The organism is Microcoleus sp. AT3-A2 (genome assembly GCF_036705685.1).
Taxonomy (GTDB): Bacteria; Cyanobacteriota; Cyanobacteriia; order Cyanobacteriales; family Microcoleaceae; genus Microcoleus.
In genome coordinates this window covers 1-14,073 of sequence record NZ_JAUBVF010000048.1, presented here as the reverse complement: position 1 = coordinate 14,073, position 14,073 = coordinate 1, and the positions used below count along the sequence as shown (strand labels likewise).

Below are 14,073 nucleotides of genomic sequence, written 5' to 3'. Positions count from 1 at the left end.
TCCAAATGAGTTTTCTCTTCCAATTTAACTTCACTGACCAACCGAACCTTTCCCGAAAAATTTAGGCGGTGCTGCCATAGTGTAAACTTCGGTTTCAGCGGCGATTACCTGTCGTAAGTGACCGGGAAGCTGCATCAACCCCAACAGTGTAATTCCGTCTAACATCCGCAACCCGCCAGTTGTTTTCTCGGCGAGTAATTTGTCAGTAGCTTCGGGTTCTGGCCGCGTATTTATTTCTTGAGTTGAAGCTACGGCAAAACCCCAAGGAGCTCCATAAGTAGAAATAAAGCTGGTGCAGGATTGAACGTTGGGGAAAACAGATTTCAGGGTATTTACAATGCGAGCGTGCATTTTCATTTCTGCTGGAGAAACTGGGCCCGCTTGCACTACGAAATATCCGTTAGGCGACATTACCTTGCGAACTTTCTCAAAATACTCCTTGGTAAACAACTGGAAAGATGGGCCTTCTTCAATGGGATCGGACAAGTCAGAAATGACAATATCCCAATCATTGTCAGTTTTATCTAAATAGTCCAAAGCATCGCCGATTACGACTTCGCAGCGGGGGTCGTCAAAGGCGTTTTGGTGCATTTCAGGCAGGTGTTCGCGGCAAGCTTCTACTACTTCGCCGTCAATGTCGATCATCACGACTTTTTCAACTGTTTTCCAGCGCAGCACTTCTCTAATTGTAGCTCCTTCTCCGCCGCCGAGAACGAGGACTTTTTTGGGTGAACCGTGACAAATCATGGCTGGGTGCACCAGGGGTTCGTGGTACAGAAACTCGTCGCCTGTACAAGATTGCCATTTGCCGTCCAAAACTAAGCCTTTGCCGTAGGTACCGGTCTGAACTACGTACATTTCTTGATAGGCAGTTTTCTTGTAAGCGAGCACCGCGATGATGCCGTGAACGTAAATATCCCAAGGGGTAATGTACTCGCTCATCCAAAAGTCTGCACGAACTTCGCTACCTGACATCAATTACTCTCCAAATATAAACTGCTGTGTCGATGTTGTCACAAGTAGTAGTTATTAGCACACAATGGTGCGGGTGTGTGAGTACGATCGACACATTAAAGTGAGATTTTTCAGCAATGGTATAGTGTGATTGCGTTCTGGGATAGAGCAAGTGGCTTGGTACTTGAGATTGCTTGTGGGCGATCGCGCGACCAGTCGATCGCACTTTTCCCGACGCCCCCGGTCGATCGCACTCACATTTAATATTTTCGCTTTGCATTACCTAGGGGTTTTGGACAAACGTTGTCTGAATCGGGCAATTTTTCGCACTGGGCCCGCCTTGATAAGTTTGCGATCGGCCAGCTTATTTATCAACAATCCGATGAAAAACCCGCAAATGCGAGAGGGGGGAATAAAACTAGCGATCGGTTTTAACCAAAGTTATTATTAATATGTTGACATTGTGAATGTATCTTAGATAAGATTTTTATATCGACCCAAATAAAGGAAGTGTTGAAATTTTCGGACAAAATTGGCCAGGCGATGTACACCCAGATTCTAACTATGTAAAGGTGTAAATAAATTTTCTAATAAAAATGCTCTGACACTATTTTTAGGTTCAAAATAATAGCCGATGGAACCAACAGACTGGGACAACAGAATCAAAGAGCTGGAAAAGGAAAATCGAATCCTGCGGGAAAAACTTGAAACTTCGGAAACCGAACGCAGCCAATTACAAGCCATTAATCAAAAAAAAGAATCTTTGCTAAAAACACTAACGGAGGAATTTAGAGATTCCGAAAATATTTTAAAAGCAAGAATGTCTACACTAGAAAAAGCTCTCTTAAACCAGCAAACAACGCAGCTCAAATTGATCGAAGCCGAAAAAATGTCGGCTTTGGGCATTTTGGTAGCTGGTATCGCCCACGAAATCAACAATCCCGTCAACTTCATCTACGGCAATATTACCTATGTCAATGACTACGCTGGCGACATTTTAACATTGCTAGCAATGTACCAGGATAGGTATCCCGAAACAGATGCAGAGATTGAAGCTTTCCTGGAAAAAATTGACATCAACTTCTTGCGCGAAGATTTGTTGAAAACTCTTTCGTCAATGAAAGTTGGCTCCGAGCGCATCCGCGAAATAGTGCTGACTTTACGCAACTTTGCGCGGGTAGATGAAGGTGAAAAGAAACCAGTTAACATTCACGAAGGAATTGACAGCACCTTGTTAATCTTGCAACATTTAACTAAAGAAAAACCCGGTCATTCGGCTATTAGTCTTATTAAGAATTATGGAGATTTGCCAAAGGTGGAGTGTTATGCGGGTCAATTAAATCAGGTGTTTATGAACATCATTAATAATGCTGTTGATGCCCTGCGAGAGCGAGAGCAAAAGTCTTCACTGGACGAGATAGAAGCTAACCCTATCGAGATGACCATTACTACTTCTAGTATTTCCGAAAATTGGGCAAGAATTAGCATCAAAGATAATGGTCTGGGAATGAATGAATCTGTAAAAACCAAAATTTTCGATCCCTTTTTCACCACCAAACAAGTTGGTCACGGGACGGGTTTGGGATTATCAATTAGCTATCAGATTGTTGTGGACAAACACGGCGGGAGGTTGGAGTGCATATCCGCAATTGGAGAAGGGACTGAATTCGTGATCGAGATTCCGATCGCCAATTCCCGCAGCTAAGAGCGATCGATCGAGCTAAACTGAGGGATAATGAAAACTCCCTTTGACCGCGGCTCCTCCTAGTTTGATGTGCAACCCTATGTCTACTGTCACTTTTGGTTTGTCAACCCCTATAGCGGCAGAGGCCGGGGCATCCTACGGCAGCAGCGAACCGCCACAGCGCCCCACCGTGCGGGCAGAGTGGATCGAGGTATTGGTGGACTCTCCTTTCAGGGTTGCGGGGGACTCGTCTGGGGAGGAAAACAAGTTATTTACCTATCGTTTACCTGCGGAACTTACTGTGCAACCAGGGGATATTTTGAGTGTACCCTTTGGCAGTCAGCAGGTAGGGGCGATCGCGATTCGGTTCATTTCTCAACTGCCGCCAGACTTAGATCCGACGCGGGTTAAAGATGTCGAAGATGTTGTCAGTACAGGTTTTTTCCCACCGACTTACTGGGAATTACTCCATCGCACTGCCACCTATTATTGCACACCTTTAATTCAAGTAATTAGAGCCTCGCTGCCGCCCGGTTTGTTAAGCCGTTCCGTGCGCCGAATTCGCTTAATTAAGGACGCAATTTCTCCGAATGCCGAAACATTTCTCAATCCTGCAGCTAGTCAAATTTTGCAATTGTTGCAAGCTCAAAAAAACGGCGATTACACTTGGCAATACCTTCAGCGCCAAGTTAAGGGAAGTTATCGGGGATTGAAAGATTTATTGAAACGCGGTTGGGTAGAAAGTTATTTAGAACCTCCCCATCCTCCCAAACCACAACTAAAACCGGCAGTGACATTAATTGCTAGTGCATTTGTCACAGATTTAACCAAGCGGCAACAAGAAGTATTGGAAGTTTTGCGGCGTGGCGGCGGTGAAATGTGGATGAACGATTTGCTGAGAATTTGCAGCGCGAGTTCTTCTGTTGTCAAAAATTTGGAACAAAAAGGTAGCGTTGTCATCGATCAAAGGGAAGTTCTCAGGGGCGATCGCGGAATTTCTCAATTGCCCGATTCACCGAAAACTTTAACTCATTTTCAAGCAGAAGCTTTAGCGTTTATTAACTCTTTTTCGGGATTCCGTCAAGTGCTGCTGCACGGCGTTACAGGTTCCGGGAAAACCGAAGTGTATTTGCAGGCGATCGCCCCAATCTTAGCCAGCGGCAAATCCGCCCTCGTACTCGTTCCCGAAATCGGCCTCACACCGCAACTTACAGACAGATTCCGCGCCCGTTTTGGCGAGCAAATTTGCGTGTACCACAGCGCCCTATCCGACGGCGAACGTTACGATACATGGCGTCAGATGCTGACTGGAACGCCGCAAATTGTCATCGGCACGCGATCGGCCATTTTCGCACCTTTACCTCACCTCGGCTTAATTATCCTCGATGAAGAACACGACAGCAGCTTCAAACAAGACCAACCAGCCCCCTGCTACCATGCCCGCACCGTTGCCAAATGGCGCGCCGAATTAGAAAATTGTCCCTTAATTTTAGGTTCCGCAACTCCAGCATTAGAGACTTTGGTGGGGACGCGCCGAGATTATTACTCCTTACCAAATATCCATTATTTATCATTGCCCGATCGCATTTATTCCCGCCCGATGCCGCCTGTGGAAATAGTCGATATGCGCCAAGAATTGCGGCAAGGAAACCGCTCAATTTTCAGTGCTTCCCTGCAAAACGCGCTGGAACAATTGCAAGCAAGACAACAGCAAGGTATCCTGTTTATTCACAGAAGAGGACACAGTACCTTTGTCTCTTGTCGGAGTTGCGGCTATGTGATGGAATGCCCGAATTGCGATGTTTCCCTGTCTTATCACCACGTCGGCGAAGGAACCGCAGAAATATTGCGATGTCACTACTGCAACCATACGGAACGACACCCCCAAAACTGCCCGGAATGCAGTTCTCCTTACTTCAAAAACTTTGGTAGCGGCACTCAGCGAGTCGAACAGGAATTAACGAGATTGTTTCCCGAATTGCGGGCAATCCGGTTTGACAGCGATACGACTAGAAATAAGGGCGATCACCGCAGATTGTTAACGCAATTTGCCAATGGGGAAGCTGACATTTTGTTGGGTACGCAAATGCTGACGAAAGGGTTAGATTTAGCTGGAGTAACATTGGTGGGAGTTGTGTCTGCTGACGGGTTGCTGAACTTATCAGATTATCGGGCCAGCGAACGAGCTTTTCAAACATTAACTCAAGTCGCGGGTCGTGCGGGCAGAGGCGACGATCCGGGGCGGGTAATTATTCAAACTTACACTCCCGAACACCGGGTTATTCAAGCAGTTAGGCGGCATGAATATGCAGGTTTTGTGGAAACAGAATTAGCAGAAAGAGCGGCGCTGAATTATCCTCCTTCGGGGCGGCTGGTTTTGTTGCGGTTGAGCAGTGTAGATGCGGCGGAAGTGGCGGTGACGGCGGTACAATTGGCGTCTGTTTGTCAGGAGTATATTGAGCGATTGTCTGTACCGGGGTGTGAGTTGTTGGGGCCTGCACCTGCGGCGATTATGCGGGTGGCAAATCGCTATCGATGGCAGATTTTGCTGAAGTTGCCTTTGGATGAGTCGGTGGATTTGTCGGATTTGATCGGATTGCGCGATCGCACGCCGCGTTCTGTTAGTTTAACTATTGATGTCGATCCGTTGAATTTTGGTTGATTGGTTGTGCAGAAATGCGATCGGGCACAGGAGAGGGCGGGCAAGGCCCCTAGGATTATTTTGGGCTAGGGAAACGGCATTGCGGTGTCCTCCGTTATATCAATTCCGGTTGCATCGGAATTATTTAACCGCAGAGAACGCAGAGAACGCAGAGGAAGAGAAGAGAGAGATGAATAATTCCGATGAAGGGCGGATTTGATATTACTTAAAAATCCGGGTTGTCCCACTCTCGCTCGATTCTCTCTAAATCCTTCGCGGCTCCCAATTGTTGAAAGATTTGATGGGCTGTGTTGTAATGTTGTTGGGCAAGCTCTGGGTTTTTGCGTTTGCGTTCAAGTCGTGCTAAATCGTAGTGAGTGTCTGCAATTTTATGCGTCATACCCAGTTCTTCGCTTATTTTTAAGCATTGCCCATATAATTGTTCAGCAAAATCTAATTTACCACGATCTAGTTCAATATCTCCCCATGCACCTAAAGAACTCGCCATACCTTCACGATCGCCTAATTGTTCTCGCAACTGAAAAGACTGTCGCTTAAACTGTTCAGCAGCATCGAAATTACCACGCATCCGCTCGATATCTCCCAATACTCCCCAACTACTTGCCATACCAGAGCGATCGCCCAATTCTGTCCTTAATTCCAAAGATTGCCGATACAATCTCTCAGCTTCATCCCAATTGCCGCGATTTCGCTCGATATCTCCCAATACTCCCCAACTACTTGCCATACCAGAGCGATCGCCCAATTCTGTCTCTACTTCCAAAGATTGCCGGTACAATCTCTCTGCTTCATCCCAATTGCCGCGACATTGCTCGATATATCCCAATACTCCCCAACTCGTTGCCATACCAGAGCGATCGCCCAATTCTGTCCTTAATTCCAAAGATTGCCGGTACAATCTCTCAGCTTCATCCCAATTGCCGCGACATTGCTCGATATATCCCAATACTCCCCAACTCGTTGCCATACCTGAGCGATCGCCGTATTCGCTGAAAATCTCCAAAGCTTGTCGATAATAACGCTCAGCTTCAGTCAATTTCCACATTTCCTGCGCCACCCATCCTAAGTGCTGGTAGGTGCTGGCTTGAGAGTAGATATCTCCTATTGCTTGTTCAATTTCTAAACATTCCTGATAAAAAACAGTTGCCTTTTCCCACTCTCGCAAATCCTGACAGACATTCCCCAAATAATACAAAGCATTAGCTTCCCCGCGACGGTTTCCCTGTTGGCGAGCAATTGCCAGCGATGCTTGATAAGCACTCATTGCCGCCTGAAATTGTCGCTCTTGCTTGTAAGCCTTACCCAATTCATTGTAAACATCAGCTTGCAGCGATAAATTTTCACTTTCCTTTGTCAACTCCAAGGCTTTTTCTAAATACTCTCTCGCTTTAACGGGCTTTCCTTGGCTGAGATAAGCAACTCCTAATTGATGTAAAATATTGCTGCAAGCACTAGGATTTTTTTCAGTTCCAGAATGACTCGGACTGTATTCCATCAACAAAGACTCTAAAAGTTCAATTCGTTCTTGCTTTTCAGGCGTTTCTAATGTTCTAAAACTCCTTTCCGAATCCAGAGTCCTAGCAACGGCATCATCTCTAGTAAATTGAGTCGTTTTAAATAGAAACACGCCAGATTTCCACGCCCAAAAATCCGGTGCAAACTTCGCCAAACGAGTAATTGCATAGTCCGGCAAAACAAACAGGATCGGATGTGAAACGCTGGTTTTATAAGCATCTCGCACCCAATTAAGGTCTTGTAATACTGGAGGATATTCGTCAAATTTGCCGATCGACTTTTCCAATCCCCGCACAATTAAAACTAATTTTTTATTTGGCTCTCGCTTAATAGTAGGTAAAATCTTGATAATTTTATCTCGGAGAAAACGCAAATCTTCCTCACAACTCACAACTTCAAATTGAGTTTCTTGAGAAATAGGATGATTTTTCAATCCCTCAATTAACAAATCCGCTTCCGCATTAAAATTAACTTCTGCAAACCCGATAGTCAAATTCTCCGAAAAATCAACAAACGTCAAAAGTTGAGTAAATGCTTGCTGATTGACAGCTAAAAATCGCCCAATTTGTGAATTACGATCGTTCTGGGTTAACATTGGATTCTCTGGCATCTCGGAGAGCTTTTTGGAATTCTTCATTTTGCTTCACCACCGGATTCGGATAGTTCCATCGATTTTTGCCGTTGTATTCCAAAACCGAAAGATTGAATAACATCAACTCACTGATTTCATCTTTATTAATATTTTTTGTCAAACAAACTTGAGCTAAAAGTGGATAATGATTTTGCGGGATAATCCGTTCAAAATTAAATTGTTCTTGTTTGATTGCATAGGTAACATCTTCAGCCATTATTTTATCGTGACCGCGACCTCTAGCTGTTATGGAAGCAGTTCGCATAATCTGGATGAGTTGGCGAACATGACCACCACTGGCTTTTGCCACTTCCAGCAATTGTTCGCGAGACTCAAAGATTGTGTCAACTTCAACTCGGCGTTCGATTAAACTAGCCATAGCCTTTAAGCTATGTTCATTATAGTTTAAGTCACAGCTATCTCGATTAAATTCATAAATATTGACCATCGGGACAATGTGAGGACAGTCAAAATTCTTGACGGCATTTTGAGACGAGTACAGAGCTCCCAGCGGAACTGTATAAATCATCGTACAGTTCAGTTCTTGAAGTTGAGCGGCATAGTCAAAAAATAAATGGTTTGCCACCTTGGGAGGAACGCGGTCTAAATTATCAAATATAATTAAAAAACCTTTATAGTTGGGAAACTTTTTACGCAGCTTTTTGACAGCATCATTTAACAGCAAGTTGATATCGGCTTTCAATCTAGAAATATCTTTTTCTAAAGTTTGGCGAATTGTTTTTTTCTGCTTATCAGAACCTTTGATTTGTGCCAGTAATTTTACCAACAACTTCGCTAAAAATGGAGCTTCCGGCCCTAAAGTTGCTTCTCCTTCGATGCTGATGGAACTTTCAACGGTTCGTTCTGTTTCTTCGGTGACATCCTTAAACCAAGCCTCAAAATTATCCATCAGCCGAGAATCTAATTTCAGCCCCAGCCTGCGCATTTCAAACTCAACTCGCTTAATGGCAATTAAATAGAAATCTGTATAACCGACATCATTAATATCTGTCTCCTCGTTGACTTCCAGATAAATGACGCGATAATCTTTTTCCCACTCTTTTTGAATTCGCTTTAATTCGGTACTTTTGCCAGAGCCGCGATGTCCGGTAAACAGGATTGTGGTAAACTGTTCGGGTTCTTGACAGTCTAAAATATTACTGACACCTGCGATCGCTTCGGTTTTGCGAACATCCGATAAATCAACATAATAGCGATCAAGATCTGCACCTTCTAAGGATTGGAGAGGATTACAGACTTGATAGGCAGTTTTGAGGGTAGTTGCGCGGTTGATAGGATGAGTAGTCATAAGTTTTTAATTTAGTAGATTTGTTGCAGGAAACCTGAACAATGTATCAAAGTTAAGTTTTTTATGTACTTGTATTGTAGCAAAATAGGTTCGCAGTCAGGACTTTAGTCGTGAGAAAAGAAAGGATCGAAGTCCTTACTACAAACTAATGGGTAATATACCAGTTTTCAGCCGAGTGAAGTATAGATTCAACGGTAGGGAAACGGCACTGCCGTGTCCTCGATGCTGTCAACAAGGGCGTTAAACCCTCAGTCCGGCAGGGGTTGAAACCCCTGCCTCAAAGCGAAAGTCCTCTTAAGAGGACTGACAAAAAGACTTGTAAACTGATTAGTCCTCTTCAGAGGACTTTCGCTATTAGACAGGGAATTCATTCCCTGGCGGACTGCCGGGTAGGCGGGAGGACTGGCGGACGAAAAGCTTAAGTTGACACCAATGGGCACGGCGCCGTGTCCGTACTGTAAATCCTACCAACTAAGGCAAATCAGTGCTCCCCATGAGATAAAGGTCGCACTCCCGGGCCACGCCGCGCCCTTCATTAATTGCCCAAACCACCAAACTTTGTCCCCGGCGACAGTCACCAGCCGCGAAAACTCCCGGAATGCTGGTTGTATATTTTTCGTGTTCGGCTTTCACGTTGCTGCGCGCGTCGCGTTCCAATCCCAGCGCATCCAGCAAGGGCTGTTCCGGGCCGAGGAAGCCCATCGCTAGCAAGACAAGCTGTGCGGGCAACACTTTTTCGGTGCCGGGGATGTGGTTCGGAATGAACTGCCCTTTCTCGTTTTTCGCCCATTCCACTTCAACGGTGTGCACAGCTTTGACATTGCCGTTTTCGTCGCCCTCGAACTTTGTCGCCGTGGTGAGATAGCCGCGGGGGTCGTCGCCGAATTTGGCTGCTGCTTCTTCTTGGCCGTAGTCGAGGCGGTAGACTTTCGGCCATTCCGGCCAGGGATTGTTGGCGGCGCGTTCTGAGGGCGGTTTGGGCAGGATTTCTAGCTGTACCAGGCTTTTGCAGCCGTGGCGGATGGATGTGCCCACGCAGTCGGTACCGGTGTCGCCGCCGCCGATGATCACGATATCTTTGCCTTCGGCGGAGATGAAGTTATCGTTTGTGCTCTTGTCTAAAACTGCTTTGGTGTTGGCTGTCAGGAAGTCCATTGCGAAGTGGATGCCTTTTAATTCCCGGCCGGGGATGCCCAAGTCGCGGGGTTTGGTGGCGCCGGTACAGAGCACAACGGAGTCGTATTCTTTTAGCAGTTGTTCTGCTGGTAAGTCTTTGCCGACTTCGGTGTTGCAGACGAATGTCACGCCTTCGTCTTCGAGGACTTTCAGGCGGCGCATTACGACTTGTTCTTTGTCTAGCTTCATGTTGGGGATGCCATACATTAGCAGGCCGCCTGGTCGATCGGCTCTTTCGTATACTGTTACCCAATGACCGGCTTTATTTAGTTGCGCGGCGGCGGACAAACCTGCGGGCCCGGAACCGATGACGGCGATTTTTTTGCCGGTGCGTTTGGCGGGTGGTTCGGCAGTAATCCAGCCTTCATCCCAGCCTTTGTCGATAATCGAGGCTTCGATGTTTTTAATCGTGACTGGCGGGTTGTTGATGCCGAGTACGCAAGCGCCTTCGCAGGGTGCGGGACAGACGCGGCCGGTGAATTCAGGGAAGTTGTTGGTTTTGTGGAGTCTGTCTAGGGCTTCTTTCCACAGTCCACGATATACGAGGTCGTTCCATTCGGGGATGAGGTTATTAATCGGGCAGCCGCTTGCCATGCCGCTGATGAGGGTACCCGTGTGGCAAAACGGAATGCCGCAATCCATGCAGCGCGCGCCTTGGGTGCGGAGTTTGTCCTCATCCATCGGCAGGTGAAATTCGTCCCAGTTGTGGACTCTCTCGACGGGTGAGAGTTCGGAGGGCAATTCGCGCAAGAATTCGATAAAGCCTGTTGGTTTTCCCATAGTGGTGTTCTGGTTAGAATTTACTATTCTGTCAGTTTCTCAAAGGTGAAGCTGGCTGGCTTCTGAATTAACTATTGTGATCTAAATTGTGTGCGATCGCACCTCAGATTGAGCAATTCCTACGTGAAATCTTCAATATCGCCGGGAGTCGGGGAATTGTCGGCAGCCGTAAAATATACAGCGACAGCCAAGAAACCGGGTTTTTTACGGGGGTTAAAGGTTTTAAAGGTTTTGATGCAGTATTTTCGTCCATCAAACCCGGTTTCTGCGTAATTTCAGCATTGCTTACTCTGGGACGATCGCATTTACCGCTACAGCCACATCTCGAAACGCTGACAGCTTAACTCCGACGGCCCGCCAGCCTCAACTTTGAAACGCAGTCCCCATCTGGAGAGCATCGAGATCCTATACAAAAAGTTACAGACCTTGCAAAATAATATTTTCAGGATATACTACTGTAAATCTGTCAGATAAGCGGAGTTTACTTTTTTAACTCCTAAAATAGGTAAATAAACTCATGAGCATTACAGTTCAGAACGTATCGAAACACTTCGGCTCCTTCCACGCAATTGACAACGTGAATTTGGAAATTAAAAGGGGTTCTTTAGTCGCGCTGTTGGGGCCTTCTGGTTCCGGGAAATCGACTCTGCTGAGGATGATCGCGGGGCTAGAACCGCCGGACAGCGGTCATATTTACCTGATCGGTGAAGATGCTACTCATCAGTCGGTGCAGGAACGGCATATCGGTTTTGTGTTTCAGCACTACGCTTTGTTCAAACACATGAGTATTCGGAAAAATATTGCTTTTGCGATGGAAATTCGCAAAGTTCCTAAAGGCTCAATTAGTAGGCGGGTTGATGAACTTTTGGATTTAGTGCAGTTGACAGGTTTGGGCGATCGCTATCCTTCACAACTTTCCGGGGGCCAGCGACAGCGGGTTGCTTTGGCCAGAGCTCTCGCAGTTCAACCGAAAGTGCTGCTGCTAGACGAACCTTTTGGAGCATTAGATGCTAAAGTCCGCAAAGAATTGCGATCGTGGCTGCACAACCTTCACAAAGAAGTTAACATCACCACAGTTTTTGTGACTCACGACCAAGAAGAAGCTATGGAAGTAGCCGATGAAATTGTGGTGATGAACAAAGGTAGAGTCGAACAAGTTGGCACTCCTGCTGAAATTTACGACAAACCCGCAACAGCTTTTGTGATGAGTTTTATTGGGCCTGTCAATGTGCTGCCGAATGCTGCGGGTTTGTTCGCCAGCAACGGCACAACGGCTCACAATAATGGAGCCGCCCATTCTGATTTAGTGTTTTTGCGCCCCCACGATGTGGAAATTAAAACTAAGCCGGAGTCTGGTTTTGCATTAGCAACAGTCAGCCGCATCATTCATTTAGGACGCGAAATTCAAACCGAGTTACTATTAGAATCGCAGCAGGTAGTAACAGCTTACGTTAGCCGCGAGCGCTTCGATTCTCTACAGTTAACGCGAGATCAGCAGGTTTACGTCAAGCCCAAACACGCCATGACTTTTCCTGCTTATTCAATTTAAATCAGCGACTGCATCTTACTCAAAATACTATCGGGGAGCTTCTGCAAAACACTGCTCCCACATCGTTACCAGGCACGAGCCTGGTAATGCTGTCTCGTGGCTCTAAATCGGAGGCAGAGCCTCCTGAAATTCATTCCTAGGCTCTGCCTGGGAAGGGGAAAAAGCTTCCTCATGAAATTTTGAGTGGGAACGATAAAAAAAGGTCAGCGAAGAATATGAATCCTAACAAATTATTGAATTTAGCAACTAGCGCTTTACTTGTTTATCGCCGTTACATCCAAGCAGGATTAACACTTTGTGCAGGATTTGGACTGTCTGCAATCGCCTCTTCAGTTGCGTACAATTGGGAATACAAATTCATGCAAGCCGAACTGCAAGATCGGCTGGACAAAATAGCTACAGACATTCAGAGAGATGTTAGCGGCAATTTAGAAATAATTCGGGCTGCAGGAGCATTTTACAGCGTATTTGACGGCGTTAAAAAACCAGAAATGAAGACATTTGTTGGCCCTGCCCTCTACCGCCATCCGAGCCTGAAGGCGATCGCTTGGCTGCCCCGTGTTTCTGACTATCCGCAATTCCTGACAGAGGAAATAGATTTAAGTTTAGATTTAACTGCCAATCGAGTAGCCTTAGAAAACGCCACCAAAAGACAAGAAATTATCGCGACTGACCGCCAAAAATTGCCATCACAAAATCCCCCAAGTTTCTTCGTCTTTCTGCCAATTTTTAGTCAAACGTCTCCTGGCGACACCGCACCATTTTCAGAAAACTTACCTGCTAAAAGAACAGAAAATTTGAAAGGTTTTACTATGGGAATTTTGCTCATTGATGCTATTTTTAAGTCGGCTTTACAGGAAACTCAACTTAACTTTGTTAACGTATATCTTCAAGATGCTATGGCTCCTGAAGCCGAAAGATTTCTCGCTTTTTACGAAGCGAAGACTAAAAGAATAGTTACTGACGAAAACATTAAAAATACACTCGATATTGGCGAAAGAGCTTACTGCCCGGACGGCAGCAGTTGCACCCGCATTCTCAATATTGAAAATCGCAGGTGGCTGCTGCAACTGCGGCTAACGCCAGAGTACATTAATCCTCTAAGATTTTGGCGTTCTTTGACTGTTTTAATATTAGGGATCATCTTAAGCTTGGCTGTGACACTTTATCTAATGAGCTTGTTGAATTATACAGATAAACTTGAACAAGTAGCAGCAGAACGCACGGCTAAATCTCAACAGCTAGAGCAAACGTTGCAAGAGTTGCAGCAAACTCAAACTCAACTAATTCAGCAGGAAAAAATGTCTAGTTTGGGTTTATTAGTTGCTGGTGTCGCCCACGAAGTTAACAATCCTATTAGTTTTATTTACGGCAATATTCAACACGCCAGCGCATATAGTAGGGATTTGTTGGAGTTGGTAAAACTCTACCAAAAACACTATTCATACCCTCCATCGGAAATTTCAAAGTATTTAGAAAATATTGACTTTGACTTTCTCAGCAAAGATTTGCCGCAACTGCTGTCATCGATGAAAATAGGAGCCGATCGCATTGTTCAAATTGTCAAATCTTTGCGTAATTTCTCTCGCTTAGATGAAAGCGAAATGAAACCTGTCAACATCCATGAAGGCATTGACAGCACTCTGCTAATTCTGCAAAGTCGCCTGAAAGCTACAGCCCACCGCCCTGCGATCGAAATTGTTAAAAACTACAGCCATTTACCTTTAGTAGAGTGCTAAGCTGTTGTGCATTTAAAACGCATATTGGTATAATATAACATAATGATATTCAGAAAAAGTGAATGCCTGCTAAA

At 45.6% G+C, this 14,073-nt stretch carries 10 protein-coding genes; 5 read left to right on the top strand and 5 right to left on the bottom strand.

Annotated features, from left to right (window positions below):
• Positions 1-30 precede the first annotated feature (30 nt).
• Together QUB37_RS21895 and QUB37_RS21890 are read right to left on the bottom strand one after the other, a co-directional pair.
• The gene (locus QUB37_RS21895) at positions 31-975 is read right to left on the bottom strand and encodes a fused MFS/spermidine synthase (protein WP_333166049.1); all 945 of its coding nucleotides are present in this window, start codon (positions 973-975) and stop codon (positions 31-33) included.
• Positions 965-1,234, bottom strand: coding sequence for a hypothetical protein (locus tag QUB37_RS21890; protein WP_333166047.1), 270 nt, complete (start codon positions 1,232-1,234; stop codon positions 965-967). The genes QUB37_RS21895 and QUB37_RS21890 overlap by 11 nt, the downstream gene beginning before the upstream one ends.
• A gap of 354 nt (positions 1,235-1,588) precedes the next feature.
• Between QUB37_RS21890 and QUB37_RS21885 the strand changes: the two genes are divergently transcribed.
• Both QUB37_RS21885 and priA read left to right on the top strand, forming a co-directional pair.
• Complete coding sequence (locus QUB37_RS21885) at positions 1,589-2,659, top strand: ATP-binding protein (RefSeq protein WP_333166045.1); 1,071 nt, start codon at positions 1,589-1,591, stop codon at positions 2,657-2,659.
• A 79-nt stretch (positions 2,660-2,738) separates the two neighbouring features.
• Positions 2,739-5,300: a primosomal protein N' gene (priA, locus tag QUB37_RS21880; protein WP_333166043.1), complete on the top strand. Its 2,562-nt coding sequence runs from the start codon at positions 2,739-2,741 to the stop codon at positions 5,298-5,300.
• A 205-nt stretch (positions 5,301-5,505) separates the two neighbouring features.
• Here priA and QUB37_RS21875 read toward each other — a convergent pair whose 3' ends face one another.
• From QUB37_RS21875 to gltD, 3 genes are all read right to left on the bottom strand, one after another.
• Positions 5,506-7,452 carry a tetratricopeptide repeat protein gene (locus QUB37_RS21875; RefSeq protein WP_333166041.1) on the bottom strand — a complete coding sequence of 649 codons (1,947 nt, stop codon included), beginning with the start codon at positions 7,450-7,452 and terminating at the stop codon, positions 5,506-5,508.
• Positions 7,388-8,755 carry a P-loop NTPase fold protein gene (locus QUB37_RS21870; RefSeq protein WP_333166039.1) on the bottom strand — a complete coding sequence of 456 codons (1,368 nt, stop codon included), beginning with the start codon at positions 8,753-8,755 and terminating at the stop codon, positions 7,388-7,390. The genes QUB37_RS21875 and QUB37_RS21870 overlap by 65 nt, the downstream gene beginning before the upstream one ends.
• A 471-nt stretch (positions 8,756-9,226) precedes the next feature.
• A complete protein-coding gene (gene gltD, locus QUB37_RS21865) occupies positions 9,227-10,711 on the bottom strand; it encodes a glutamate synthase small subunit (RefSeq protein WP_333166037.1) in 1,485 nt (494 codons plus the stop codon).
• Between the two features lie 86 nt (positions 10,712-10,797).
• Here gltD and QUB37_RS21860 point away from each other — a divergent pair, with 86 nt between their 5' ends.
• From QUB37_RS21860 to QUB37_RS21850, 3 genes are all read left to right on the top strand, one after another.
• Positions 10,798-11,055, top strand: a complete 258-nt coding sequence (locus QUB37_RS21860) for a hypothetical protein (protein WP_333166033.1) — start codon at positions 10,798-10,800, stop codon at positions 11,053-11,055.
• Between the two features lie 173 nt (positions 11,056-11,228).
• Complete coding sequence (locus QUB37_RS21855; protein WP_333166031.1) at positions 11,229-12,260, top strand: sulfate/molybdate ABC transporter ATP-binding protein; 1,032 nt, start codon at positions 11,229-11,231, stop codon at positions 12,258-12,260.
• Positions 12,261-12,475: 215 nt separating this feature from the next.
• On the top strand, positions 12,476-13,999 hold the full coding sequence (locus QUB37_RS21850; protein ID WP_333166029.1) for a CHASE domain-containing protein: 1,524 nt from the start codon (positions 12,476-12,478) through the stop codon (positions 13,997-13,999).
• The last annotated feature ends 74 nt before the right edge of the window (positions 14,000-14,073 follow it).

Bases quoted from the DNA above. Each gene is read 5' to 3' on its own strand.
- gltD (WP_333166037.1), bottom strand. From the start codon at position 10,711: ATGGGAAAACCAACAGGCTTTATCGAATTCTTGCGCGAATTGCCCTCC.
- QUB37_RS21890 (WP_333166047.1), bottom strand. From the start codon at position 1,234: ATGCAAAGCGAAAATATTAAATGTGAGTGCGATCGACCGGGGGCGTCG.
- QUB37_RS21855 (WP_333166031.1), top strand. From the start codon at position 11,229: ATGAGCATTACAGTTCAGAACGTATCGAAACACTTCGGCTCCTTCCAC.
- QUB37_RS21850 (WP_333166029.1), top strand. From the start codon at position 12,476: ATGAATCCTAACAAATTATTGAATTTAGCAACTAGCGCTTTACTTGTT.
- QUB37_RS21875 (WP_333166041.1), bottom strand. From the start codon at position 7,452: ATGAAGAATTCCAAAAAGCTCTCCGAGATGCCAGAGAATCCAATGTTA.
- QUB37_RS21895 (WP_333166049.1), bottom strand. From the start codon at position 975: ATGTCAGGTAGCGAAGTTCGTGCAGACTTTTGGATGAGCGAGTACATT.
- priA (WP_333166043.1), top strand. From the start codon at position 2,739: ATGTCTACTGTCACTTTTGGTTTGTCAACCCCTATAGCGGCAGAGGCC.
- QUB37_RS21885 (WP_333166045.1), top strand. From the start codon at position 1,589: ATGGAACCAACAGACTGGGACAACAGAATCAAAGAGCTGGAAAAGGAA.
- QUB37_RS21870 (WP_333166039.1), bottom strand. From the start codon at position 8,755: ATGACTACTCATCCTATCAACCGCGCAACTACCCTCAAAACTGCCTAT.